This is a genomic window from Chryseobacterium sp. SG20098, from assembly GCF_031844745.1.
GTDB classification, from domain to species: Bacteria; Bacteroidota; Bacteroidia; order Flavobacteriales; family Weeksellaceae; genus Chryseobacterium; species Chryseobacterium cucumeris.
The window spans coordinates 4,038,107-4,064,751 of sequence record NZ_CP134622.1 but is presented as its reverse complement, the minus strand read 5'-3'; the positions used below and the strand labels follow the sequence as shown (position 1 = coordinate 4,064,751).

Annotated in this window: 19 protein-coding genes and 1 pseudogene; 3 read left to right on the top strand and 17 right to left on the bottom strand. The window is 34.6% G+C overall.

Features of this window, described 5'->3' with window-relative positions:
* Window positions 1-47: 47 nt before the first annotated feature.
* The 11 genes from RHP76_RS18610 to RHP76_RS18560 all read right to left on the bottom strand — a co-directional run bounded on the left by RHP76_RS18610 (window position 48) and on the right by RHP76_RS18560 (window position 18,736).
* A complete protein-coding gene (locus tag RHP76_RS18610; protein ID WP_311228775.1) occupies window positions 48-800 on the bottom strand; it encodes a hypothetical protein in 753 nt (250 codons plus the stop codon).
* Between the two features lie 253 nt (window positions 801-1,053).
* Window positions 1,054-5,358 (bottom strand): RHS repeat domain-containing protein, encoded by a 4,305-nt coding sequence (locus RHP76_RS18605; protein WP_311228774.1) that lies wholly within the window; start codon window positions 5,356-5,358, stop codon window positions 1,054-1,056.
* Window positions 5,359-5,411: 53 nt separating this feature from the next.
* Complete coding sequence (locus RHP76_RS18600) at window positions 5,412-7,475, bottom strand: FG-GAP repeat domain-containing protein (RefSeq protein ID WP_311228773.1); 2,064 nt, start codon at window positions 7,473-7,475, stop codon at window positions 5,412-5,414.
* A 177-nt stretch (window positions 7,476-7,652) separates the two neighbouring features.
* Entirely contained in the window at window positions 7,653-8,126 is a 474-nt protein-coding gene (locus RHP76_RS18595) for a T9SS type A sorting domain-containing protein (RefSeq protein WP_311228772.1), read from the bottom strand.
* 1,845 nt (window positions 8,127-9,971) lie between these two features.
* Window positions 9,972-10,670 (bottom strand): hypothetical protein, encoded by a 699-nt coding sequence (locus tag RHP76_RS18590; protein ID WP_311228771.1) that lies wholly within the window; start codon window positions 10,668-10,670, stop codon window positions 9,972-9,974.
* A 148-nt stretch (window positions 10,671-10,818) separates the two neighbouring features.
* Window positions 10,819-12,330 (bottom strand): DUF6965 family protein, encoded by a 1,512-nt coding sequence (locus tag RHP76_RS18585; RefSeq protein ID WP_311228770.1) that lies wholly within the window; start codon window positions 12,328-12,330, stop codon window positions 10,819-10,821.
* 623 nt (window positions 12,331-12,953) lie between these two features.
* Window positions 12,954-14,498, bottom strand: coding sequence for a DNA primase family protein (locus RHP76_RS18580; RefSeq protein WP_311228769.1), 1,545 nt, complete (start codon window positions 14,496-14,498; stop codon window positions 12,954-12,956).
* 31 nt (window positions 14,499-14,529) lie between these two features.
* A complete protein-coding gene (locus RHP76_RS18575) occupies window positions 14,530-14,814 on the bottom strand; it encodes a helix-turn-helix domain-containing protein (RefSeq protein ID WP_311228768.1) in 285 nt (94 codons plus the stop codon).
* A 228-nt stretch (window positions 14,815-15,042) separates the two neighbouring features.
* The gene (locus tag RHP76_RS18570) at window positions 15,043-16,326 is read right to left on the bottom strand and encodes a hypothetical protein (RefSeq protein WP_311228767.1); all 1,284 of its coding nucleotides are present in this window, start codon (window positions 16,324-16,326) and stop codon (window positions 15,043-15,045) included.
* Window positions 16,327-17,149: 823 nt separating this feature from the next.
* Window positions 17,150-17,716: a hypothetical protein gene (locus RHP76_RS18565; RefSeq protein WP_311228766.1), complete on the bottom strand. Its 567-nt coding sequence runs from the start codon at window positions 17,714-17,716 to the stop codon at window positions 17,150-17,152.
* A gap of 300 nt (window positions 17,717-18,016) precedes the next feature.
* Complete coding sequence (locus RHP76_RS18560; RefSeq protein WP_311228765.1) at window positions 18,017-18,736, bottom strand: AAA family ATPase; 720 nt, start codon at window positions 18,734-18,736, stop codon at window positions 18,017-18,019.
* A 220-nt stretch (window positions 18,737-18,956) separates the two neighbouring features.
* On the opposite strand from RHP76_RS18560, the gene RHP76_RS18555 reads away from it, so the two are divergent.
* Together RHP76_RS18555 and RHP76_RS18550 are read left to right on the top strand one after the other, a co-directional pair.
* Entirely contained in the window at window positions 18,957-19,190 is a 234-nt protein-coding gene (locus RHP76_RS18555; protein ID WP_311228764.1) for a hypothetical protein, read from the top strand.
* Window positions 19,191-19,360: 170 nt separating this feature from the next.
* Window positions 19,361-19,633, top strand: a complete 273-nt coding sequence (locus RHP76_RS18550; RefSeq protein WP_311228763.1) for a hypothetical protein — start codon at window positions 19,361-19,363, stop codon at window positions 19,631-19,633.
* Window positions 19,634-20,011: 378 nt separating this feature from the next.
* Here the strand turns inward: RHP76_RS18550 and RHP76_RS18545 are convergent, their stop codons facing one another.
* The 3 genes from RHP76_RS18545 to RHP76_RS18535 form a co-directional block, all read right to left on the bottom strand.
* Window positions 20,012-20,398, bottom strand: coding sequence for a transposase (locus tag RHP76_RS18545; protein WP_311228762.1), 387 nt, complete (start codon window positions 20,396-20,398; stop codon window positions 20,012-20,014).
* A 64-nt stretch (window positions 20,399-20,462) separates the two neighbouring features.
* Window positions 20,463-20,885, bottom strand: coding sequence for a DUF4372 domain-containing protein (locus tag RHP76_RS18540; protein ID WP_311228761.1), 423 nt, complete (start codon window positions 20,883-20,885; stop codon window positions 20,463-20,465).
* Window positions 20,886-20,980: 95 nt separating this feature from the next.
* Window positions 20,981-22,390, bottom strand: a complete 1,410-nt coding sequence (locus tag RHP76_RS18535; protein ID WP_311228760.1) for a phage tail-like protein — start codon at window positions 22,388-22,390, stop codon at window positions 20,981-20,983.
* Window positions 22,391-23,040: 650 nt separating this feature from the next.
* Between RHP76_RS18535 and RHP76_RS23470 the strand changes: the two genes are divergently transcribed.
* Complete coding sequence (locus RHP76_RS23470) at window positions 23,041-23,412, top strand: DoxX family protein (protein ID WP_409193501.1); 372 nt, start codon at window positions 23,041-23,043, stop codon at window positions 23,410-23,412.
* Window positions 23,413-23,465: 53 nt separating this feature from the next.
* On the opposite strand, the gene RHP76_RS18530 is transcribed toward RHP76_RS23470, so the two are convergent.
* The 3 genes and pseudogenes from RHP76_RS18530 to RHP76_RS18525 all read right to left on the bottom strand — a co-directional run bounded on the left by RHP76_RS18530 (window position 23,466) and on the right by RHP76_RS18525 (window position 26,201).
* Window positions 23,466-23,825: a winged helix-turn-helix transcriptional regulator gene (locus tag RHP76_RS18530; RefSeq protein WP_311228759.1), complete on the bottom strand. Its 360-nt coding sequence runs from the start codon at window positions 23,823-23,825 to the stop codon at window positions 23,466-23,468.
* A 243-nt stretch (window positions 23,826-24,068) separates the two neighbouring features.
* Window positions 24,069-24,324 (bottom strand): annotated as a pseudogene (locus RHP76_RS23465) (transposase).
* Window positions 24,325-24,905: 581 nt separating this feature from the next.
* The gene (locus RHP76_RS18525; RefSeq protein WP_311228758.1) at window positions 24,906-26,201 is read right to left on the bottom strand and encodes a phage integrase SAM-like domain-containing protein; all 1,296 of its coding nucleotides are present in this window, start codon (window positions 26,199-26,201) and stop codon (window positions 24,906-24,908) included.
* Window positions 26,202-26,645 lie beyond the last annotated feature (444 nt).

Here is a 26,645-nt window from a genome sequence, read left to right as displayed (position 1 = left end):
AAACAAAAGCAGGAATTCCTGCTTTTGCTTTTTTAAATGATTGAAAATTACTCCGCAGGATTAAAAGATTCTTCTATAAACTTAATGTATTCCTTTGTTGTTTGATACAACATGTCATAATAGAAATAGGCATGACGCTTATATTCATCTTCAAACTCGTTAGAATTATACAACCTTACAGTGCCATCATCTAGAAATTCCTTCTTTGTTCCATTATCCATGACAATTTCTAGCTCACTGACATTGTAAATTGTTCTAGTGCCAAAAAAAGCGGCAAAACTAAACGTGGGTGGGTCAAAATGAGGATGAACAAACTTATCAAAACTGATAATTTTGTTTATCTTTTTACTACCGCTCTTCTCAAAGACAATGAGTTTGTATTCTGGCTCCTCCCACCAGCCTTTTCTAAAGTTAATTTTACATGACTGATAATCTGTTTCAATTCCAATAAAATATTCTCCTTTAAAAGGTCTGTATTTCATAATATTTTTCCCAGAAATAATTTTCTCAGAGAATTCTGAAAATTTCAAATCCAATAGTCTTTGATAGTATAATATCCAACTTTTTACATTGAAAAAAGGACTATTTATTAAAACGTTATAAAGCTTCTCACGTTTTACAGCTTTATCTTCAAAGCAATTAAATTGACTTATTTTTTGGTACGATTCTTCCTCCTCTGGGTTTGACCAAAATATTTCCTTTGAAAAATTTTCTTTCTCTAAAATTAGTGGGGACAATATTCTGGAATTATCAAAAGTATGCCCTAAATTATCTATTCCTAAAACCTGATAATTATTCATCTTATTTTAAATTGAACTTTATCATAGTCTACAAAAAATTCAAGATGAGATAATCGCTCTTTTAGAAATTCAATGTGACTACTCAAATCACCGTATGTAATTCTGGGATCTAAAATCCGCAAAAACATACTACTCCCCAGAGCCGTATTTTGGTTTTTTAGAATATATTGCAGAGTTTGGTCTGCAAATCTTTTTTCGTCAAGTTCTATATGAGCAAATTTATTCATAAACAAAAGTTAAATTAATAAAAATACTAAGGTAAAGCCCAGGCTCCACATCCTGCGCATTCCCATGTTGCAACTCCCATAACAACTTTGTACAAAATGTATCCTGCTGCAGTAATAATAGCCGCATTACGAACATCCTTAGCATCAACAACGGGTTGTCGTTGTCTTTCAGGAGATTTACAATTCAAACAATTGTAGTAAATCATTCCATCTGTTCCAACAGGAATAGTATAACTAAATTGATATCTGGAAATAGCATCAGTTATAATAGTTCCATTTGCAAATGGTCTTGGAGCTCCCTGTGATGATCCAACATAAAATGGCTCATGTTTAAGCATTGTAAGGGCATCAGCATATACTTGGTTTTGATATTTACCTTTCATTGAAAGTGATGATTCAACAAAATGTCCAATAGGCTTTAGTTCCCATACAGCATTAACCCCATTTTTCATATAATACAAATCCGGTCGCATCTTAAGATCCCATTTCCAGATAGATTGGGTTCTTTCAGCAAACCAATTATCTCTCAGATCACCACTATTAAAATAATTAGCCATTGCCCTGTGCGCGTACACTCCCATCAATTGAGGTGTAAGGTCATATATTCCCTCACCTGCAAGATTATAATCCGGCGAGACAATATATTTATAGGCATTAGTAACTCCGTTTGTGGACGTGATATTATTGGTAAACAAATTACCTGAGTAAGATATTCCCCCAATAGCACCTCCCAGGAAATTTCCTCCTGTAAATGCAGAGTTGAGTCCTCCTGAAATGATACCTGGTAAAGCGAACTTAATAGCTCCGGGGTTGCTTGTGATCGTTCCCAATGCCCCTGATATAGCTGCTCCACCAATGGCTCCTCCCAATACGGCACTCCATGTTCTCTGCCAGTCCCATTTTACAGGGTTCCAGTTTCCACCATTGGCAGCTACACCGTTTAAGTATCCTCCTACTATAGACCCAAAAAGCCATGCTAAAAATTCCCCGCTTGGGTCATTATACATCAGAGGGTTATTCATCACATACCCGTACTTATTATAGTTCTGAGTATTTGTAGGATCCTGGATATTTTCATCCGCATTTAAGAACCTTCTTAATAAGGGATCATACAGCCTGCCATTCATGTGAATAATGCCTACTCCCATAAAGTGCTCATGTCCTGTATAGCCACGATCAATAATAAGCGAAGCTTCAGCAATGACTCCCTTGTCTGTTATTACAGGTGCATTTCCTATCTTCAGGTGAGTAATATTACCCCATGCATCATAGTGTCTCTGTTCCAACCTGTTTCCAGTCTGGTCAGTTACCGCCAGAATACTTCCTAGATAATCTTTATGCAAAAATTTATAAGAACCGCTGCTCTGTTCAAAGTTTTTCAAATATACAATATCAGATTCATATGGACTGCCTTCAATGTATAAAATATGCTTTTCCTGAGCCGACATAAGATCTTTTACCACTTCAAAACTACCATCCTCACTGTAAAATTTGGTATAGGTATCTTCCCATATTGGATTCTTTGCATTCTGTGTTAAAGAAGAGATATCAATCCTTTGTCTCATGTTTCCCAACCCGTATTCAAAACTGATACGCGATTTTTCTCCATTGATCTGGACTGGATCATTATTCTCATTATACACAACGGTCTGGATGAGGTCTCCAGTATAGTTCTGTACTCCCACAGTATTAAGAGTCATTCCTGTAGGGCGGTAAATTTTGGCTGAGTTATCAAACTTGATTTCCCCTACCTGATCATTTTGTTTGATTCTCCCTTTTTCATCATAGATATTTTTAGAGAGCTGACCTGTTACAGGATTGGTCCAGTTCAAAAGCCTGTTATTATCGTCATAATTAAAGGATTCAATGATATTAAAGTCTCCTAAAGTCTTTCTGGATTTCAGCTCATTTCTGATAGCATCAAAGCCATACTGTATGTTCAGTACTGTCTGTTGGGGAGAAATATGCTTTATTTCAGTAAGCATTCCCGTGGCATCATTGTAGGTATTGGTAATCACAGAAGCTCCTAGTGTTGCCTGTTTTACCTGTCCCTTTGCATTGGTTTCCTGAAGCTGCCAAAGTACCTTGTCATTTTGCTGGTCCTTAATTTGGTAAAGCTCTCCGTTCCAGTCATTGTAAATATTCTCTATATGAGCCTCGGTAACCATACCTGAAGAAGAGAGCTGTTTTACATAGGAAATTTCCCTTCCTTTATCATCATAGGTAATTCCTTTATTGACGTAGGTTCTTCCATTGTTATTCTCAATAGCAGAAACAACTCTTCCATAAGGATCATACTCATATTCCGTACTGTATGGAATCCCGTTTGCCGTACCCGATTTTTTGGTAAGCAAACCTTTCGGGTTATAAGCGAATGTAATGAGCTTATTTGTGGCTGTACCCCCATCAGCTGTAGAAAATTCCTTCTGAGAAACCAACTGCCCCAGATTATTGTAAGAAAATTCCTTGGTTCCTTTCGGACTGGTTGTCTTTTTCGCCTGTCCTAATCCGTCATATTCATATTTGTACAATCCGTTGGAAGGATCATTAAATTCTGATTTCCTACCCCAAGAGTCATAGAGTGTACTTACTATATTTTCTGCATACTGGGCTTTTACCTGTTCTCCGGCTGCGTTATATGAAAACTTTACTGTTCCTCCCTTATCGGTGGAAGTGATCGTGTTTCCTAAAGCATCTAATGTTTTGGAGGTGGTTCTTCCATAATCAGCAGTAGCAGTCTCCTTTACTGTTGTTGTGAACCCTGACACGCTGGTTTCTGTCTGTTTTCCGGTAAATGCTGTAGCTGTTACTTTAGCAGGGTATACAGAATCATCATAGGCAATGGTATTCCATTTACTTGCGCTTTGTCCTTCGAAATACGGTTCAGACTCTTTTGTCTTTCTTCCCAGAATATCATACTGAGTTTCTTTAGAAATGTATTGTCCCTGGGCAAAAGCCTTGGTGGTTACCTTGTATACCTGTCCCAGCTTGTTGGTCAGTGTTTTAGAGATATTTCCGTCCGCTTCGATTGTCGTAACAGTAACATTATCGTTTGCATCCCTGTCATAGGTATACACTGTTTTTCCCAAAAGACTGTTTTCTGTAAGAAGCAGTTTTCCCCAATTATCATAGCTGCTCTTAACCGTATTTCCCAGCGGATCTGTCTGGGTAAGCACCTGCCCAATTGCGGTATAAGTGATTTGGGTAGAGAGTCCCAGGTGATCTGTTCTCTTAATGACAAACCTTCCTGTAGGATCATACTGTGAGCTGGTGGTACGCACCTGAGAATCAATATTGTTGGAAAGTGTTTTTCCGGTGATGTTTCCAAATCCGTCATAGGTGTAGATTTCAAGAAGGTAGCCCGTATTATCCCTGTTCCATTTCTTAAAGGTCTTTATATGGTTATTTTCATACGTATATTCCTGTTTCCCGGACTGGCTGTCTCCATAAGCCTGCCGGGTTTCTGTTTTAGATTTAAGACGGCCTATATAATACCCACTGCCATTGCCTGAAGGGTTATGATCATAAGCAAATACAGAAGTAGTAACTCCATAGGTGTCATTAACCTTGGAATCTATTTTCAGCGGAAGGTAATACTGTTCATAGATGATATTGTCTTCTTTAACTGTTCCGGTTAAGAAATCTTTCACTCTGGTTCTTGCTGGTAAAATGGCGGTAACCACTTTGGCTTTATCAGCATCAGACACAGAGCTTACCTGTTGTCCGTTTAAGAGTTTAATAGTTTGATATATTGTAGATTTTAAACTCAGAAGCTGGGTATTGTTTTCAGAAATATCCGCCGGGAAAATACTTGTGTCATTATTGGTTCTGATTGACCATTCTTTTACCGGAACCCCTTCATTGAGCGGATCTATTTCTACCCCCGTCCAGATCTTTGTATTTTCAAATCCCTCTGCATACCAGGAGGAGCGTGCCATTTTTCTAAAGCCTGTAAGCCCTCTTCCAAGGATGTTGGAGGCTAAACCTCGGTACCTGAAATCCTGCTTTAATTTTTTGTCTGTGGTAGTACTTTGCGTCAGCTGGGAGACCACATACATTCCTGTAGACTGGTTAATCTCCACATAAGGATAGATGAGCGGGGAAACAGTGTCATATAATCCCGGATTGATACTTTTGTCCAGCTGTTTATATACAATATCCGTCGTGATTCCTCCCTGGGATATGCTTTTGATACGAGCTTCTTTAGAAATATCATAGAAATTGTGAAATGATACAAATTGCTCGAAGTTAGTGCTATACCCAACAGTAGGAACCATTGAAACCAGCATAAATCTTCTCAGCATAGAGCCTGTCCATTGGTCTACAGACAAACCAACTTTATCATAGGCATTCAGTGCCAGCTCGTTATTGATATTACCATCATTTAGATAGAGATAGGTAAGGTCAGGATAAGCCTCCTGATCGCTGTTAGGGGCATTCCACCACCTCCCGTTGTTGAATAAGCAGTAACCGATGAGCCTATCGACCTCTGATACTTCATACCAACGTTACTATCTTGTGGATAATATTTCAAATAATACCTGTCTGAAGAAATACGAATCAGTTCTGCTTTCCCGTCATTATTAATATCATAGGCAGCAAAAGTTTTAGGATTCAGTATGGTGATATTCAGATCGGGATCTTTATACACGATCCTGTTTTTTTGAATTTTTTCAAAACTGATAACACTTTCTGCAAAACCATTCCCCTTAGAGGTATAAAAATACCAATTCACAGAATCATTGGACTGGGGAATCATAATATCACTCAGCCCATCCCCGTTATAGTCTCCCACAACACCATCATCCCAGAGCCCGTTGACAATTTCACTTGTAATCTCGCTAAATGGGGCTATCGCAGATACATATTTACCCTGGGCATTTTTTGAAAAAGTAATAAGAAGGGGCTTCTTATATGGATCCGTTTTCATGAAATCAAAAGCGCCATCGCCGTTGAAATCTCCCGCTTTATAAATAGTAAACAGATCTTTACCCATTTTATCACTATCCGAATACAGTTCCAAGGGATAAAACCATTGGGAACCCTGAATAGCTTCGTCAGGATCTACAATAAGATATCTTTTTATATCTTCACAAGTGTGAGGTAATTTGGCAACCGGATCAAGCTGGCATGTTCTATCATTAAATACTATGACAATTTCACTTAATCCGTCCCCATTGAAATCTACACTTTTTAATCCGGTAATGGTTGTTCTGATTCCTTCCTGAGTTGTCCCTATAGAATAATCATAATTAGCATTTGGAATAACCTTTTGATAATCCAGTACCAATTGATTATTATCTGTGATATCATAAAAAGAAAGCTCGATATCATTTTTAGATGTTGAAGAATTGGGAACGAATCTTTTGGCTACAAACCCCTGGCGGTTACGGATAAGATTATTCTTTTTTAAATTAACAACCGTAGCTCCTGCAAAATTTAATTGAGTAATGGCATTTCCTATATACGTTGGATTCACTGTATCATCATGATATTTAATCCTGTAGAAATTGCTGTACAGATATAAACCTATTTGAGGAGTTTTAGTTGTTGTCGACGAATGATACCTTAACAAATCAAGATTACCGTCGCCGTCAAAATCGCCCACCAGATCTTCTCCCTCTTTGGGTTTTAAGGAAGCGGTAAGTTCCCATGTTTTAATATTAGGGTTTGGAAGATCCATTGATTTTTCATAGGTGAAAATCACGGGATTGGCTTCTTCATTATTTCCATTTAAAGTGGTGATCTTCTCTAAGTATCTGTATGCTGTTTGCTGCAGATCTTTTTTATAGGAAATTGTATATTTTTTATACTGTTTGTTTCCAGTAGACACTACTACAGATTCTAGGAGCTTTGAAGGTTTAAACAGAACTCCTTTTATGTAGGCTGTTCCATCTGAGGGCCTTGCCATAAAATTAAAATCTATAGTATTAACATGTTGTGTGCCTTGCACTTCATTACCACCCCAGCTTATCTTTGTGATCACCGAGACATTATCAGCCAACGTATAGCTGTAATTGATATAATTTCCGTCAGTATCTCTTGTTTTCACAATATGATAGTCAATCGGTGTCCTGGCCTGGCTATTTCCCGAAGTTGTAGCTCCATACCAGGTTTGTGAACCGTCAGGAGAGGTCACCTCCCAATATTCTGGTCCCTGCCAGTTTTGTCCGGTAATGCTTCCTATAGATTTTATTCTTAGGTTAGAATACTTTTCGGTTACATACTCTGCACCATCTTTGCCATATTCCCCGGATTTGAGGATTAACCGTTGACCATTGAAACTGTAGTAATCACTATAGTTCAGCTGTACGCCTTTGGTGATCCCGTCTTTTTCAAGGTTTTTTCCAACCCTTGATATCGAGCTAAGCCCTGTAATATTCCAACCATAACCTGCCAGACCGTTTCCACCACCACTTACATAGACAAGATTGATCCCGGGAGCCATATTTTTAACTCCAGGAGGAAGGTCAATTGGAAGGGTATACTGAAGCTGCCCTGCTCCCGTAACATCTATATTTCCTTTAGTGTCATGAAGTCTGAGATAAGCAGAATACGGATATAAAAGATAATACGAGCGATGAAAATATTTGTATTTTCTTGTGATTGTACTTTTTCATAGCGATTATCTTTTAGTGATGTTTTTACTAAAAATTCTACCGTCTTTAAGGGTAAAGCGCAGAACATATATCCCCCAATCAAAACCAGTCATATTGATTTTTAACTGCCTGTTAAGTCCGGGAATATTTTGCTGTTGGAATTTCCAATGGACTGTACTGTGTTGATAGAGTGATACTGATTCTATCAGATTGTCAGTTTCCTCAGTCCAGTCGATAGTCAAAAAATCATTTACCGGAACCGGGTAAAGACGGATCTGTTTCCAGAAGGTCTTTTCATCCATTATCTGGGAACGTGCTAAAGAGGATGTTTTAGATTCAGTTTTTGACAAGTTTTCAGAAGCCTGTTTAGCTGCGGAATCAGGTCCCCGGTATTTTTGATTGCCCGATTCGTCATACTTGAAGTAGACTTCGGTTTGCTGAGCACTGAGTGTACTGAGCATAGTGCATACAAGAAATGCACTTAAATAAAGTTTTTTCATTTGTTTTTTTTTAAAATTGAAATTAGATGTAGTGATCCCAATAAATGAGATTAATACCGTATTTAACGGCTTTTCATGCGACAGGAAAAGTTTATCCTGACAGATAGAATGTTTTCATACATTTTGTTTTTGGGTGTAACGGTATAGCCTGAGTAAAAATCAGGGTATCAAAATAGGTAGTCTTGGGAGACCTAAAGGCTTTTGGGCCCTACACAAAAGAAATAAAGGAATTCCTTATAGTGTGCATACAAGAAATTAAGTGTAAAAACTGAATTTCTTTTCTCTCATTTGTTATTGTTTTTATACAGGCGAACTTACACAATGTATAAGAAATCTGTAATCCGTGAAATCACGGTATTTCATTTCAGGGTTTTTACGGAGATTCCGATTTTAGTCCGATAACTCATGTGTTTTCATAGTCTGTTGGTTTTAAATATTTTATTGCTAATACAAAGCTATCACAACACAGCGACTAAACTTGACGTGTTTTTATATCATCTTACGTTTTTATGTTTTTATTCCTATATAAGCAGAAAGCGCAAGGCTGAGGTCAATCAGTAACAGAGGCACTCGGATGGCCCTACAACCAGATATGACTTACAACCCGCGCCCTTATAGATACACGGGCGTAAGTCTATCATTTTTCAGGTTGTATAGAAGATTCCGAGTTTTCTGTTACCTTAATGATAGAAACTTACGCTTGTTTCGTTAAAATTATTATTGCTAAGATATAAATATTTTTTCAACTATCTGTGATGAAAACCATAAAACAATATTGACATTATTAAATCTCTCACGTACATACAGACGTAAAGAAACTCCGTAAGAAATTACCTGGAAACAAGCAAAAACCCCAGAATGGAGCGGAATATAGTGCGCAGAATATAAAATACTTTTTATTGATTCCATGCGTGTGTTGAGATAGGGGAATATAGATTTATGATGTTTCTTTTGCGTACGTGACAGATAGGGACAAATTCGGATGAGAGCTTTATTTTAGGCTGTTTTCAAATTTATAATAGCCTAAATTATTAAGGAACTTTGGAACAAAAAAATTACCGAAGACCACTTAAGTCTCCGGTAATAATGAAATATTAAAGTTAGTTAGAAATAAATAATGTTCTTCAAAGATAAATAAAACTTTCATTTTTGATAGAAAATAATCATTCCATGGTAATTAAAATACTTATTTAAGTAATTTATCATCCTTTAAATGGTATTTAAATGGCAGTTAATGGTAATTTCCCGGTAATTATTTTAAATACTATTTTAACCACTTTCTTTCAATAAACAAGGGGTTTGGGTGATTTTTATATTTTAAACCCATAATAATGCCCCATTTGCAAAATTTAGAGATGTTTTGAACTTTTCTTAAGTTATCGAGTAGGCTTAAAGCATTTTTGGATTGTCTATCAATATGATTTTTGATTGTGCTATTATTTTTCTGGGTAAGAAAACCCGTAAGCCTTGAAACTTTCATACACTGAAATTTATTTCAAATGCGTGTTATAATGGAGTAAAAATCTTTGCTTAGTCGAGATAAATAGAATTATGAAAACCCTTTTTTTATTGAGTAAGAAAACTCGGATCCATTCCTACAGGAATTTTATACTGTTAATTTGGTTATTTTTCCAGCCATTGTATTTACTGCATTTTGAAAAAATAAACAGCTCCTTATAGCGCGTTCGATTCGTCCGATTTTATGTCAAAGAATTTAGAAAATTCACTGTGTTAATAAAGGTTTGCACTGGCTTTTAAATTTTATTTTTTTTCCTAGTTTTTTGGGTTCCTATGTTTTAAGTGTTTGAATGTTAAGATTCCCCGTTTTAATCCGTCTCTTTTATCTCAATCGTTTTTAAAAATACCTTCAATAGTATTAAGCTGTTCAGGACTCATCTGTTTTATGAGTTCCTGATTCAAAACAGTACCTCCAATCTGGATATAATTATTCTGATTTTGGATCAGCGTATTATTATTTACGTTACTTCCAGTACCTACTAATGAAGGAGTTTTTAAAGCCCCAATACTTTCCAGATATAGTTTAGCGGCTTTCATATCTCCGTTAACGGCATACTGAAAAACTGTAGTCATAACTTTAGACTGCATAATGGAAAACTGCTGCCTGAATTCTGCATAATAGGTACTGCTTTGATACTCTTTCAGGTGTTTGTGTACCGTCTGCCTGCTAAGCTCTGTTTTAGATGCAATCTCTGTTTTTGTTGGCATTCTGCTATTCTCCCTGATAAAGGAAGAAATTGCCCACATAATATTGATATGGTTATGTTCCCAGATTTCATTTTTAGTCTGAGGATCCATAATCTCTACCACTTGATTGTAAAGCTTTTCTTTTTCTTCACCTTTCAATGTATTGAGCTGATGGGTAAGAAGCCGGGAAAGTTCCGCTCTTTCTTCTTGGTTTAAAAGATCTGTATCTGCTTTGGTAATCTTTTTTAAGGATAAAAGAGAGTTCATCTTTATTTCTAATTCTGTCAACTTTTGTAAACCTTTACTATTTTTGGTAGTAGATTTTCTATTGGTGTTCATAATTGATTATTTTTTTTAATTTATTGATTTTTAATTATTTAAATAAAACCTGTGACGCAAGTGACGGATGTGAAGCAGGAAACAAACAAATATTTTTGCAATGATGAAGTTCATAACGGCTTTTGGTTTATCACTTTTCTTATTCCTATTAATTGGGTGACCCTAGTCTGTCTCTGAGCTGCTGTAATCTGCTCAGGTAAGGTAAAAATGTAGGATTTCCATTATTCGCCTTTATTACTGAAAGATGACTTTTAATAAATTTCCGAACATTTGAGATATTGCCATATACATTAAATTGGATGGGGTTATCTGGAATTTCTTTCTCAATAAAGAAATTTTCAAGTGCCTGAATCTCTTTATCCCATGTTTCAGAATATTTCCAAAATTTCTTCTCATCAGGTTTTTTATGACTCTCTAACAGTAACCTAGCTTTTACAGGTGGGTTGGAAGCTTCATCCGTTTTTATAGTTTGTGTTTCATCGTTTTGATTTTTTGTTATGGTTATGATCTTTTCAGATTGACCTTCAGATTTACTTTCACACCTTGACTCTGGATGAGATTCTGTTTTGATTCGTAAGGTCTGTTTTTTAAACAACCGCCAATTCTTTTGTATTAAATAATCTGCAAGATCATAGCCTTTATTTTTATCTTCCTCTGTGGCGAGTTTTTCCAACAAGTCTGAAAATATAAAAGAGGTGTCTGGCGATTCTCTTTCTATCTTTCCGGCTTTAGTTTCCCATTCACTGAAAGTACTCCCATCTTTTGACACGTCAGGGAATACATATACCTCTCTTCCCTGTAATACCTTCAGTTTATCAAATGAAAAACTGCTTTTATTATACACTGCCAGCCAGATGAGGTTCTGGGAATTCTCTTCCGGGAATCCAAAGTACAGTGATCCATATACTGCCGTCTTGGGAGCTTCTACGAGTGCAACCGGATTAAACGGATATTTCTTTAAAAGATGTTCTCCAAATAAACAAGATACTTTCTTATCATTATGGGCATAGGCTTTTAACCATTCTGGTACTGGAATTTTATTTCGGATATAACTCTTCTCTAATATAGAATGCAGAAAATCTGTACCCTTGGTATGGTTATCATTATCAAACTCTTTGACCTGTACTGTCCTGATATTTCCTTCCGAATCAATAAAAGGAAAGGTAACGGCTCCCGCTCTGTATCCTTCCGTAATGGTTCCCAGTCTGTACAGCTCTATAACCTTTGTAACCTCATCTGCTTCAAAGGGGAATTTTATCTGAGATAAAAGGTTTTGAATAAAAGTGTTTTTCTCATAGCCTTCAGGCTTTAATGTCGCTTTAAACGTTTCCAAATCAAAGTAAACAGTCTTTGTCCCTGGATGAGCTTTGAAGGAATTCAAATGTCTTTGCCTTGAGTAAATATATTTCTGTTTTGCAGAATTTACTGTAGTAACTCCGGCAGCTCGTTGCTTCTCTTCCTGTATCATTGCTGCATATCCGTCCAGATAAGGGTTAAGATGGTAAGCGCATTTACTCTCACGGTCACAGCGTCCATAATCTTTATGCAAATATTCTCTGGTCTCTGTATTTATATACCTCACAAAGCTTCTTTTCTCACACTCAGGACAAGGAAATTTTTTACTTCCTATCTCAAGTATATACAAATACTCTGTTTTCATTTTCGCAAAAATATTTTTTGTTTTTTCTGCTACATTTTCTACATGATTTTTTTTAAAAGCAAGCTGAAAATCAATGTATTATATTCCCACTATGTAGGTAATGTAGCAAATGTAGGTTCAAAAGAATCTTTTTTTATGCACTGAATTCTTATCAGAATGTTTAATTTTCACTAAAAATATTTTTGTTTTTCTTGCTTCACCTGCTTCATCCTGAAAACATAATACACTAAATAACAATCAATTACAAATAAAAGATGTAGCAGGTGAAGATGGTGTAGATCAAAAACAATCTTTTTTTATGCACTTAATTCTTTATCTGAATGGTTAATTTTCACTAAAAATATTTTTGTTTTTCTTGCTTCACCTGCTACACCTGCTTCACCTTGAAAATATAACAAGTTAAATAACAGTCAATTACAAAATAAAGGTGTAGCAGGTGAAGATGGTGTAGATCATAAACAATCTTTTTTTATGCACTTAATTCTTTATCTGAATGGTTAATTTTCACTAAAAATATTTTTGTTTTTCTTGCTTCACCTGCTACACTTGCTTCACCCTGAAAATATAACAAATTAAATAACAGTCAATTACAAATTAAAGGTGTAGGGTGAAGATGGTGTAGATCAAAAACAATCTTTTTTTTCTGCGTTTATAATGGTTCCATACTTTCTGCGTGCTGTCTGGTATCCTGAGTTTCTTAATCGATCAGCAAAGGTTCTAAGTGAACAGGCTTTAAATCCGTTATCCTCGCAGAAATACTTGTATTCTTTGTACATCTCCTGTAATGGAATTTCCTTTATCACAGAAATGCTGTAATTATATTCACTTAAATACATCTGTACGCTGTCACTTTCCATTCTGTACCGCTCAACCGCTTTTTGAGCTGCCTGACAATCTGAAAATCTTTTCTGTTCCAATAATCTGTTCAATCCTTCCAGTACCCAGTTAAAGACTCCTGAGAGTTCGTTCTCAATAATTTTGGTATGCAGGTTTTTATCCTGCTGTTCCGGTGGGACCGTTACATCAAAGGGAATGATCAGAAACCTTCTGAAATAAGCATTGGTATGCTCGACATCTTTAGGAAGCTCATTACAGTTAAAGATAAGCTTAGCGTACTGTTTTAGGGTAAAAGGTTGTCCGTAAGGAAGGCGGGCTTCTACAGGTTCACCGGATACCAATTGCTTGAAGATGGAAGCCTCCAGCGTTCCGTTAATTTCACTGGCATAGTTCACCAGCTTATTAGCAATCTTTGCCCTGAAATACCCATTATCATTGGTAAGGCTCTGTAGTGAATAGCTGCTCACATTCTGTTCTCCTAATAAGGAGTTTACAATCTCGAAAAAGACGCTCTTTCCATTGGCTCCTGTTCCATAGAGTATCAATGCTTTTTCTTCCTTTAAGACATTGCTTCCATGCTTAATGAATACAAAACCCAGATACTCTGCTAAAACGTGTTGTCTTTCCGTATCCGGCAGCACTTTATTTAAGTATGCCTCAAATAAAGGGGCTTCTGCATGAGGATCGTAGCTGAAAGGCAGCTGATAGGTCATAAAATCCGATCGGTTAAAGGGTCTTAAGTTTGTACCATTGGGACTTATTTCAAATGTTCCGTTTTGTAAATTAATCAGTACTTTATCTTTACCCATCTCAGGAGTAGGTAAATAAGCAGTAGAAAGGAACTGCTTAAAAAGCTGTTCCCGGAATTGGTAAAACCGGGCTGAGTATTTCGGAACTCCCATCTGTTCTGAAGATTCACCCAAAAACTTTTGAAAATGTTCCTTGTCAATTTCATCCCAGAATGCACCATTGTAGAGATAAATAAAGTCATTATTTTTACATAAGCCCCAGCGGTTCTTTTCTGCAAGCCGTATCACGTGCTCAATGGAGAGTACCAGGTAATGCTTTTGGTTCAGTTTTAACTGTGAGAGTGCTTTACGGATGAGGTTAGCCTTCTCACTTTCCCTGGGAAGCTTTTCCAATTCTCCCCGGAGCTTCTCTACCTGTGGAAATACCAGAAGCATAAAGTCCAGCTCTTCAAACTCTTCTTTCAGCTTTTCCAGAATTTCAGCGTGGAGGACTTTCTCCCGGCTTTTCTCTACCAGCCCCCGAACATGATTAATGATCGTAGCAGGATCATTCAGGTCATCAAATACAGGATTTAATTTCATTATGAAAGATTTTTAAAGATGAATAACGCGCTTACTTCAGTCTGTTTTTTTCAATAAGCGTCTCTATCTCATTTCTTTTGAAATAAATCCGGTTCCCAAGACCGTAAGCAATAAGAACTCCATCCTTACGCCAGCGGTGAAGGGTACTCATATCAATAGAAAGAAGATCACAGACCTCTTGACGGGTTAAATACACGGTGGGTTCTTTAGGCTGAAATTCCTCTTTAAGTTCTCTTTTAATATCAGGAATAAGCTCTCTTCTCATTTCCTGGATTAAATCATAGGGCTGCATACCAATAAACTGTAACTGTTTCATAAATAATTGTCTTAAATTTTATGAAACAAAGGTGAGTGAGGAAAAAATGCGGAAAAAATTTAATTTTCCGCACCCTTGTTTTTAGACCTATAAATAATTTTCAATTCACTTATTTACAATAACTTATGAAGATATTGAATTTTTATTTTTCACTTCTCAGAATACGCTTTTTAATTCCACTTTTTATTTTTCCGCACTTTTCCCTTACTTTTTCCGCACTCAATTTCTTTACAAAATTCGTCTCTCTTTCATTCCAAACGAAACCAGCAGCCTGTCCAGATCTTCTATATCTTTTTTATTTTTGATAGGATATTTAACAGATTTTTTATCACGTGTAAACTGACTGCTCTGATTTCTTACTGTGATAGGCTCCTTAGTCAGAAACTCAAAAAAGCCTGCCAGCTGACGATCTGATAAGGTGGGATATTGGGTTCTTAAAAAGTCCAGGATTCCGGTATGATGCAGTAAGGCTATACTTTGGGTTTTACTGGTCTTCAGTTCTGAAATATCTATATCGGCCTGAGGTTCTTTTTCCTGTGGAGAGAGTTCTTTAATCTTTCTTATGATGCTGCGCTGGAATTCATACAAAGAGAAAAATTCAAACGGAAATAGTAAGCTTTCCAAATCAATACAAACCGTTTCTTTTTCGCCGTTCTCTTTTGTATGGGTTTCCCTGATTTCTTTCTGCCGATCTGTAAAAAGATGCTCAGGTCTTATATCTAAGCGGGGAACAGGAAGGTCTTTAGCTTCACGTTCTTTAATAGCCTGAGCGATCTCATCCGAATCATATTCAGCCTCTTTCTGATCCTTTTCAATGAAAAGATAAAATTCAAGGTCTTTTAAAAGGGATTTCAAAAGGTCAGGGTGGTAGTTCTCTGTAATATCTTTTAAATATCGGCTTCTTTCCAGATAGCCTACATCATTATATCTGATATGATTAAAAAGTTCCCAGCTGTTTAAATCAATATTCTTATCCGCATTTGATTTTTTAGTTAGATCCTCAAACCTCAGCAGTAGAGTTTTTTCAAGTTCTATCTGCTCATCTATGAAGGCTATAATCTGATAAAAGTTTTCCATTCTTTCTGAAAAAAGGGTCTGTTTATAGGAAATTGTTTTTTTTAGCATAAACAAATCACGAATCTTCTTATAGAGTTCTTCCCACTCATCCTCCCGGATATTTCCAAAATCAACACATTCTCCCAGAAGCTTTGGATTTATGATAAAGTCATCATAAGTATATCCTCTGGGATTAAACTTTTCCAGAAGATCATTTTTAAGGATGAATGAACTTTGATAAGGTAGAAGGGATTCCAGCTCTCCTATCATATCAAATAAGGTGAAAAGGTTGGAATCTCCCTTCTCGTGCAGACTCTTACATTTTTCAATATACGTATTGTACCTCTTTTTTAACATAGAGAGGTACTTCAAAATACTTACTTCCGCCTGAAAGGAGAAATCTGCCAGATAATTGTCTTTGAAATCTTCCAGACTTTCATACAATGGAACTTCCATAATTTATAATTTGGGAAAACCAAGGTAAAAAGCTAACACGACAAAGTATGTCGCAAAATAATTTTATTTCAAAAGTGTGAGTTTTCGGAGTCCAAAAAAGAAAAAGAATTGAAAGAGTAATTTTAGTGGGCAGTAAGCAGTATAGATGATAAAAATGTTTTTTAGAGAATAACTTGAGTAACTCCAATAATTTTTTTCCGAGAAAAATATTTTTTGTTTTCTTGCTTCACCTGCTACACCTACTTCACCTTTAAAGACATAATGTGCTAAATAACAATCAATTACAAATCAGAGGTGTAGATGTGTAGATCAAAAACAATCTTTTTTTACACTTAATTTCTTTCTGACTGTACAACTTTCAATGAAAAATATTTTTGTTTTTTCAGCGTCACTTCCGTCACTTCCGTCACATCCGTCACGCAAAAGGCCTGTAACAAATCCAAAATACTGATTATTAAAAAATTATATACTAAGCAATAAATATCTCTCTAATAATCTTTTTTATTCCTTGTAGATGGATTTTTCAAAAAATCAGTATTGGCATTACTTTTCTGTTTTCCATAAATACCTGTATCTTTAATGGAAACCTAATGACCACCAAAAAACAACTCATATTCTCATAAAACCCTATGAGTGCTACGTTTTTATATTGCAGTAATGGCAACTGACCACCTTAAAAAAAATCTGTGGCTAGCGTTTTTCTGGGGTTCGCAGCACCGTAAAAGAAGATTCCTGTAAAGTAACTATTGAAATTTTGGGATGTATACCAGAATCTCTATATCTTAAGAAGCGCCTTATCTCTATTGGGATAAGTACTTTTCTTTCAGTTGCTCCTGCTTTTTCTTAAAAGATACTCTTCAAAAGTTTCTGCTTCCCATTCTCTTTTTTCAGTTGAAAATCTTACATACAACGGCAGCTCATATTTTTCATTGGAAGACTGATCAGATAAAAAAGTTAAGATTCTATCCAGTGACACATCGAAAAGCTTTTCACTACATATTTTGCTTAATTCAAAATTATAGCTTGTATTGTTATCCATAACCACGTGAAGACCAAAGGTAATAGGTTTTAATATGGGAATGTCCTTCTTTTGCTGAGAATAGATTTCATACTTTATCTTATTGCGGGTATAGGATAAAACGGTTTTGAAGGACTTCCAAATCTCAAGGCTTTTTTCATGATAGATCAGTGCAGCCAAAAAGGGAGATGAAAAACTATAAAATACCTGAAGGGAGAAGTCTTCAAAATTGGCATTATATTCTTTGTCAGATCTAGTCTCTTTAAGGACAATGGGTAAATCCGTAAACTGTTCTTCTATATATTGTAAATCAACTTCACCGATACTGCCTAAATGATTAAGCAAAACAATAATATTTGTGTTTTTATGCATCGTATTTTTTTTCAGTACCAAAAATACATAATCTCACCAAATACTTACGATAAGGGACTACTCATTTTTATGATATTTTTTGTTGTGATATTTCACGAAATGTTTTTGCTGTTTGTAAAGCATGGTCTGAAGATGTCTTACCAATATAGGATAAAAACGTTCTTTCTGTTTTGTGTCCTTTAATAGCCATTACTGTGGGTTGGTAAATCTTTTATCTCCTAGAAATTAGTAGCAAAATTTCTTCTGCAAATATGGGAGCTTACAAGATTGAATTTTTCTGCCTCTCGCGAAAATTGCCATCTAAATATGATCAAATAAATGACGGAAATAAATTTCAGGTGATTCTAAAAAACTTTTTGTTATTTGATAATGTTCAGTATCTTTATGGTTTACAAGTTGAATATTTTCATCCAATAAGAAAATATCAGCTTTAGGATAACTCATCAGAATAGGGGAATGTGTAGAAATAATAAACTGAGCTTTACCTGTTTTCTCAAGTTTATGTATGATTGATAGTAATGAAAGTTGTCTTTGTGGAGACAAAGCTGCTTCTGGTTCGTCAAGAATATAAATTCCCTTTTGAAAATGATTATGAAACAAAGCTAAAAATGCTTCACCATGAGACCTGTGATGTAGTGATTTCCCTCCATATGCGTCTAAAATCTGCTTGTCTTCTTCAGCAATCTTGTCAATATATGTTGAAAAATTAAAAAAGCTTTCTGCTCTCATAAAAAAGCCTTGTCCAGTTTTAATTTTCCAAGACAGTGTAAGATATTCTGATAATTGGGATTCAGTTTTGTGGAAATTGTAATTATGATTTCGACTACCTCCAGACAGGTTAAAATTACATTTATCAGCAATAGCTTCTAATAAAGTAGATTTTCCTATTCCGTTTTCACCAACAAAAAATGTGACACTCTTGTTTAGTTTAATATTTAATCCGTCTTTCAAAAAAGTAAGATTGAAAGGAAAGGCTTTAGGACATTCTTCTTTTAGATAAATTCTTGATAAATAAAGCATAGTGTAATTCTTAACATTAGTTTTTAATTTAACTACAAAAATTATGCAAATATCTTAAATCATTTTCCTTGGCACTATAAAATTTTATAAATCGTCTTGAATTTTAATAAAATTTTGTTCACAAGTTTGAAATAAAAATCTCACTTATTTTACAAAGTACTGAGCAAATATACAATAGAATTAGAGATCTTACCTTATATTTCTGTTGAAAAAAGAGGGTTTGAATTCAAAGTACATCTCTGTGGTATTATTAATAGTATTTTATATAAGCTTAAAAACAGGTATTGAATGGTATCTTTTACCTATACTTCAGTTATTAAGCAAAGAAGTTCTTCATTATAAAAAGTCTTTGGATATTATCGTAAATGGTGTAAAGCAAGAAGATGAAAAGCCTGTTGGAGTAGTACTTTACAAAAGAACAAATCAAAAATTGATTTATCCAGTGGAGATGTAGATGGTAGCCACACAACAGCCTTGCTTGGTGATGAAGCAGTTGGTTATCAGGGTAGGAAAAAACGGAAACAACCAATGCTATATATCTGACTGATAGAAACAGTTTGCACTTAGCTATGTCAATACCTATTTGTAGAAATAATAACAATCTTTTTACTATTGAAAAACATTTTGAGCAGATCACAGATTTTTTACATCAATCAGCTATTCCCATTGAATGGGATTTCCCTGAATTTTGATGCAGGATTTGATGCTGAAAATTTACGTAAAAAAGCTTTCAATTTTGGAATAATAGCCAATATTCCTAATAATAAAAAAACTCATAAATATATAATGATTATTATTTTGATCATCAATTATACAAAGAACGATATGCTATCCAAAGAACAAATGCCTTACTGGATATCTTCAGATCAATACTTAAAAGGTTTGACACTTCAATAACAAGCCGAATAGAGTTTAATTATCTAGCTTTCATTGTGATTGCTATGAAAAAGTTTCAAAAAATAAAGTCCAGATAAGCTCTGTGTCAGAAAAAATTAGAATATAAAATTATTAATAAAAACAGCTATATATATCCAAATTAAGGAACACTACCTAACACGCAATATTTAACTTTTCTTGCCAGCTTCTTAAATGTTTATTGTTTCTCTCAAAAAAACTCAACTCACAAAAATAAATAACAGACATTTATTTTTAAACTTTATTTATACCGAAGCACTATTGTCCGATAAAATTTAAATTTTCATTTTTTTAATTTTACAAAACATTGATTATCAATTTGTTGTATTTTTACATTTTACAATTTCTAAAAACAAGCTATCAAAAAAGTGTAAGCTGTTCAGATTCTAGCCGCTCTATTTGCAAGTCTTTTTCTGGGTTTTCCAGAAATTTCATCAAATTGATATAGTTGAAAAGGTGGATTTTGCAAAAACTTACCAAATTTGAAAATGAGCAATTGCGTTTGACTCTCTTTTTAATTACCACAAGCAAAACATTAACAGTCAATACGCAGTAAATCTGTATTTTAATGGCGTTTTCATTATCTCCCAGAAAGTATTTTAAGGGAAAGTTTTGTTTGAGCTGTTGGAACAAAAGCTCTATTTGCCATCTTGTTTTGTAGAGAGCGGCAATCAAATTAGCCCGCATATCAACCAAATTGGTTAAAAATTCAAATTCTCTTTTGTTTTGGCGTTCATAAAACGTCACTTTTCTCAATGTTAATTTAATATTGCTTTGCCTTTTTTCACCTCAATTTCTATGACTTCATCTTTTAACCCCCTGAATGAATATGACTTTCAATATCTAATTTTTCTATTTTCAGATACGAGGCATTATCCTTTATTCGGGTTACAAGTCCTGTGTTTTGTGATGTGAAATGCTTGAAAGCCTTGTAGTCATTGTATCCTTTATCAAAAACATAATCATACAAAGTACTTCTTTTGGGAATATGATTGAGCCGAAATCCCGCCATTTTAACTGATAAACCTAACATTGCTCCTGATATTTCACGTAGGGAAGTACATTTTGAAAAAGAACAAAAAAGCATACTTATCAGATGATCTTTCGTCTTAAAGCGTTTGGTATAGCGGTCGGAATCACATTTTTTAACCTCTTTGCCAATCAATCCTTCATCAATTAAAGAAATCAGCTGTCCGAAAACCGATTGGGTAGAAAAATGATTACTTTTACTCATCGTATTTTATTTCTTTCAAAACTAAATTAAGACAATTTCAAGAAGCCTTTAATTAGGCTTCTTTTTTATCGGACAACAGTGATACCGAAGCTAGTTTATTGTAATTTCTCAATGAAAAAAGAAAGATTACTTAAAACAGCAGGACTGGTCATATTATCATTACACAGTATTGTAATACGATATATTTCTCCGGTAGTGTGCAATGAAACTAGTATTCTACCTTGGTCTCTAACAAGAGGATTAAATGATAAATTCCATCCAATCCAGTTATTAGAATTTACTGTAGCTTGTGTTTGCTTGAGTAAAGCTGAAGTAGAACTGCTACCAATCAATTCTCCCCATATTGTCATTTGGGTTGTAATGCTTGGACTTAATTGAATTGAATTCGCACTATTTTTTACATTATTAACAAGTCCTCCATATCTAATTGATAGATTTCCGAAAGTTGTTTTAGTAGCTTCTTGAACTGCAGCATCTGTTGTTGTAGGGATTGGACTGACTATCTTCTTTAAGTATTGAACTGGATTAAGACTTACATTTTCTCCCACTGTAGCGTTACAATTTTTCCCCAAAAAGCTTATTGGAAATGATACCGTATTTGGTGAGGTAAAGTTGGGCGTTCCCGATATTGAATAGGATATGGAGCCATTACCATAATTAAGTGTTCCAGGATTTAAAGTAAATGTAAGTCCATTCTGGGAGAATGAAGTTCCTGAAAAATAGGTTCCTCCATTACCTTTGATATAAGGAACAGTAAGTGTCCCATTATAAACAGCTCCAGCAGTAAATGTTGTCGGAAAAGTAGAAGAATCTGTACAATTAAGTGATAAAATATCAGGAAGTACAGTAGGATTGTTATTCAACGATCTCCATTCTGTACCATTCCAAAATACGAATCCCTTAAATGTAAATCCACTAGTTCCCATATTGTAAACCATCAAACCATCGGTAGGAGAAGATATCGTCTCTTGGTCTGTAGAACCTTTTAAGGCAACTCTTGGAATAAGAATTCCTTTGTTAGTAGAAGCCACTTCCAAAGCTGCGCTGACATCAGGAGAAGTAATCCCAATCCCCACATTACCGGAGTGATAAATATTTTCTGTAACCGTAGCTTCACCGGTGCCTGTAGTAGTGGAATGCCACGGTTGTAAAGTGGTAGTAACCATCTTTTGCCAAGCAGAACCATCAAAGTAATAATAGCCAACAGAAGTAATATTAGATCTCTGACCTGTTACATTTCCTCCAGAAACATCCGTAATGTAAACCATAGCTCCTTTCTGGTCTGGGCCATAAAGCGTATCACCTTTACTCGTAAGCTCAGCTATTGTAAGACGCGGAGCCTGAAGTCCTGCAATATCTGTGGAAACTGCTAATCCTGAAGAATCTTTTTTACCATTTATGTCAAAGGTACTTTTGGGAGTGGTTGTATTAATGCCCACTCCGGAAGATTGTGAATAAACTATCTGAGAAAATAGAACAATCACTGTAATAAAATTTTTTTTCATTATCATTCAGTTTAATTTTAGAATCATTTAGCTAATAATTCAATTTTGACAAAGGATCACTGCACAGTATTTGAAAATTAACTAACAGATAATCATAATAGTTATTTTAAAGAATAATAATCCATATAACTGTTTTATTATAAAAAGTTTTCACAAGCATTTACATTTTCAACTCAACCATCATTATTAAAATTGAAGTGTTATATAAATAATCTCGTTAAATAAAAAAGCAAACTTACTAAAAAAAACATATCCTATGATTATTCATATAAAAATAATTACAAAACAAATAAAAACTAAAGCAAAACAAATACCATTACTATTATAATCAGAATGTAAACTCACTAACTTCAGCTATATTCAAAATTATAGTTTTGGCTAATAAATTCATTGTTATCGTTGGGGAAATTTTGCTAAAGTGTAGGAAAATTATTTGACATTAGAAGCTTAAAACTACCCACTCACTTAGATCAATATATTAGAAGTAAGTATATAATACGAAATTCATTTGAGTTGTAATTAGGATTTCAATATTTTAAATGTTTCAGTTATGTATATACGAACAGTTACAAAATTCTTATACATACAATTTTGTCCGTTATTCTCTAGATTTTTTTTAGTAATTAAATTTGGAAAATAAATTTTAATAAATGGAATTAGTAAGTAAAATAATTTATTGGGTATGTTATGTCTATTATTTGTACGTATTCGGATATGCGTCATTATTCAAAATCTTTCAGAAAGAATCTATGATGAAAAGTATGCAATTGCTGGGTTTCAATAGAACATGGACAATAATGATTGGTGCATTAGAGTTTATTGGCTTTATATTGATTGTTGTGGGATTAATTAAACCACAATTCAGAAATTTGGGAATTCTTTTTCTATTTCCTTTTGCAATCGCTGCATTCACTACTCATATGGCTCATGGAGAGTATAATCATTACTATAATTCCTTAATAATGTGTGTATGTTCGGTAATTCTGCTAATGTTGGATAAGAATTTTAAAATAATAATTTAATAACTGTTATGTTATTGAATAGTAAATCACCGCAATTTATATTAGCGGAGATTTTATGTTTTGTCATACCTCGACTCACCCCACTCATCCATGCACTTGATGATTTCTTTAAGAGATTGGCCAAGTATTGTTAATTCGTACTCAACTTTTCGAGGGTATTGGGGGTAAATGATTTTGCTTATTAATCCGTCATTTTCTAATTCTTTCAGCCTTTTGATGAGCATTCTTTCGGAAATTCCTTCAAGTTTATTTTTAAACTCTCCAAATCTCAGTTTCTTTTCTTTTAAAAGATAGGCTAAAATATTTATCTTCCATCTACCACCAATCATTACCAGCGTATACGAAATGCCACAATAATTATTCAGATAATTTAGATTGACATTGTTTGTAGAGTTTTCCTTTTTTGTTTCCATATCTAACTTCTAAAATGTTTTATACATTACTATTAATTAATTGTAAAAGAATAAATTGTGTATTTAGGGCTGAAGTAATACAAAAATACGTATTTAAGTTTCAGATAACAAAAGAAATAGGAATACGAACAAAATTAAATTACCGTTTGCATTTAATTTTTTAGTAACAGATATAATTCAGAATACATAAGATTGGCAGCGATACTTTCAAATGACCTCCCCCAAAAAAATACATGGAACAGTCTAAAATAGAGAAATTTGTATTTTATGACTGTTATTGATGAATTCATTTGGCGTTAAATTCCCTGGCGAGCTATGAGGTTTGTATTTATTGTAATCATCACTCCAAAAATCCAATTTTTGCTGTGCATCTCGTAAGGAGAACATTAAGACACTCATCCCGTAATGAACCGTTAAAACTCTCAATAAATGCATTTTCAGTAGGTTTTCCCAGTCTTGAAAATTCTAATTCTATTTTTTCATAAGCCCCTCTATCCAATTCTTTGCTGATAAATTCAGGACCATTATCTATTTTTATACGCTCGGAAAAGCATTCTTTTCAAAGGTAATATTTTTTAATATTTCTGTGACGTTTCTACCTTGATGGAAATTCCCGCCTCAATAGCCAAAAATTTTCGACCATAATTATCAACTAAAGTCTAAATCTCTTTCGATCAAACAAGGCATTGCTCATGAAATGTATGCTCCAGCATTTGTGTAAAATGGAAGATGTACGATCCGTAGGCTTTCTGTTTCTTGCAGATTTTATTCTCTTATTCTTCTTCCTACGCAGATTAAAGCCTTCCTCACAATAAATCCGATACACCCGTTTATGATTATCTTTCCAACCCTCACGCCTGAGAAGAAAGCGTTGAATGCCATAAAGGACACAAATTTGTGAAAGCTACCAAATCACAGCTCCTTCTTAATGATATTTGTAATTATAACATATTTCAGAATTACAAACGATTAAGAAAAACAATAATATTTGTGTTTTTATGCATCGTATTTTTTTTTAGTACCAAAAATACATAATCTCAGCACATATTTACTATATTACGATAAAGGACTGATCATTTTTTATGATATTTTCTCTCCCTTCTCTTTTATCTCTCTAAAAGTTTTTGCTGTATTTAAGGCATGGTCTGATGAGGTTTTGCCTATATACTGTAAAAAGGTGGTTTCTGTTTTATGCCCTGTTATAGCCATGACCTGTGGCGTGGTGAACCTCTTGTCTCCATAGAAATTAGTAGCAAAGGAGCGGCGGCAGATATGGGTGCTGACCAGATTGAATTTTTCTGTCTCTACAATGTCATTGCGTTTTAGATTGTCATCATAGATCCTGCCTTTTAAAATCTGATTAATGCCGGAAAACTCACAGACTTTCTTAATAAGGCTGTTGAAACGGGTTGCATTACTATTTAAAGTTGCACCCCTGAATAATGGAGGAAAATGATCCCCATACTTTTTAAGAATCTGTTCAACCTCATCATGGATGGGGATGCTAACATCTTTACCTGTCTTACGCTGGACAAGGTCTATAAATCGGTAACTTTCACCTTCAGAATCTGTTTTAGTGAAAATTTTTGTTGGGTTCATCTCCAATAGATCACTCACACGCTGTCCCGTATAACAGCCGATTAAAAGCCAGTCACGGGCATGAAGCAAGTCTTCCCCTATAATATTGGCATTTTTAATTTTTGAAAGTTCCTCAAAGTTTAAAAATACTTTTATAGAGGTTACACTCTCAATGGTAAACTTATCAACCTGAGGATGAAGCAGCTTACCGTTTGCTCTGGCATCAAGCAATACTGTTTTCAGGTTTTTTAAGGTTCTGTTAGCAGTTGATTCCATTAGCTTGTCTTTGGATATAAGCCAGTTCTTAAATTCAAGCATTACCCGTTTGTCTACCTCGGCAAATACATAGTTCTTCTTCTGAATATTCTGAAATCTTAAAAATTTATCTTCCAGCATGAGGTATTGATGATCGGTAGTCTTTTTCGTCTTAGCCAATGCCCGAAGCTCGTTAAAGTTTTTCATGTAGTTGACCACAATATCATCGCTGGTTTTTACATCTACTCTCTCAAAAAAAAGACTGATCTTATTTTTAAGCCAATGCGAATCAAATAGAACACCACTGGTAAAATCCTTATTATATTCTTCCAATACAAATTTCTTTAAATCAACAAGCTCTGCACTCAGATTTTTATTGTGGGGATTGTTTTGTTTGGGAAGAGAGGTTTTATCGCTCCAATCAGAATAATCAATCTGCAAGCCTGTAGAATTTCGCATTTTAAGATCTTTCGATATTGATAACTGAATCTGGATTGCACTGCCTTTTGTTTTGCTACGCAGATAGTATTTTACTGTTGCCATATAGAATATTTTAAAACAAAGATATTTAATTGATATGATGTGTCAAAATTTGTGTCAATATTTTCGCCTATTTATAAGATGAGATAAAATACATTGCAATGACAAATAAGTTTAAAAATAATCTATAGCTATTGTATGTAAATATTTTACTGCATTTTTAGAGAGAAATAGAAAAGTATCATATTGCAAACTTGTAGTACCTGCGGAATGATACAATGGGAATAGGGATTTATACTCAATAATATGTTTACATAGAATTCTGCAATATGAAAATTCAAACCAATATTCCTTTTATACCTGGAAACTCGAACCTCGAAACTCAATAACCAGAACCTCATCATTCATCATTAACCACTTATCATTAACGACTCCTACCCTAGCCCTGATAGAAATGGTTACCCCGCAGCTTGCGTCGGAGGGTGGGTTTTTGGTGTGGGACCTTCG

Coding starts and splice junctions, on each gene's coding strand:
- RHP76_RS18610 (WP_311228775.1), bottom strand. CDS start 800: ATGAATAATTATCAGGTTTTAGGAATAGATAATTTAGGGCATACTTTT.
- RHP76_RS18600 (WP_311228773.1), bottom strand. CDS start 7,475: ATGGCTCCCGGGATCAATCTTGTCTATGTAAGTGGTGGTGGAAACGGT.
- RHP76_RS18595 (WP_311228772.1), bottom strand. CDS start 8,126: ATGAAAAAACTTTATTTAAGTGCATTTCTTGTATGCACTATGCTCAGT.
- RHP76_RS18590 (WP_311228771.1), bottom strand. CDS start 10,670: ATGAACACCAATAGAAAATCTACTACCAAAAATAGTAAAGGTTTACAA.
- RHP76_RS18585 (WP_311228770.1), bottom strand. CDS start 12,330: ATGAAAACAGAGTATTTGTATATACTTGAGATAGGAAGTAAAAAATTT.
- RHP76_RS18580 (WP_311228769.1), bottom strand. CDS start 14,498: ATGAAATTAAATCCTGTATTTGATGACCTGAATGATCCTGCTACGATC.
- RHP76_RS18575 (WP_311228768.1), bottom strand. CDS start 14,814: ATGAAACAGTTACAGTTTATTGGTATGCAGCCCTATGATTTAATCCAG.
- RHP76_RS18570 (WP_311228767.1), bottom strand. CDS start 16,326: ATGGAAGTTCCATTGTATGAAAGTCTGGAAGATTTCAAAGACAATTAT.
- RHP76_RS18565 (WP_311228766.1), bottom strand. CDS start 17,716: ATGCATAAAAACACAAATATTATTGTTTTGCTTAATCATTTAGGCAGT.
- RHP76_RS18560 (WP_311228765.1), bottom strand. CDS start 18,736: ATGCTTTATTTATCAAGAATTTATCTAAAAGAAGAATGTCCTAAAGCC.
- RHP76_RS18540 (WP_311228761.1), bottom strand. CDS start 20,885: ATGAGTAAAAGTAATCATTTTTCTACCCAATCGGTTTTCGGACAGCTG.
- RHP76_RS18535 (WP_311228760.1), bottom strand. CDS start 22,390: ATGAAAAAAAATTTTATTACAGTGATTGTTCTATTTTCTCAGATAGTT.
- RHP76_RS23470 (WP_409193501.1), top strand. CDS start 23,041: ATGGAATTAGTAAGTAAAATAATTTATTGGGTATGTTATGTCTATTAT.
- RHP76_RS18530 (WP_311228759.1), bottom strand. CDS start 23,825: ATGGAAACAAAAAAGGAAAACTCTACAAACAATGTCAATCTAAATTAT.
- RHP76_RS18525 (WP_311228758.1), bottom strand. CDS start 26,201: ATGGCAACAGTAAAATACTATCTGCGTAGCAAAACAAAAGGCAGTGCA.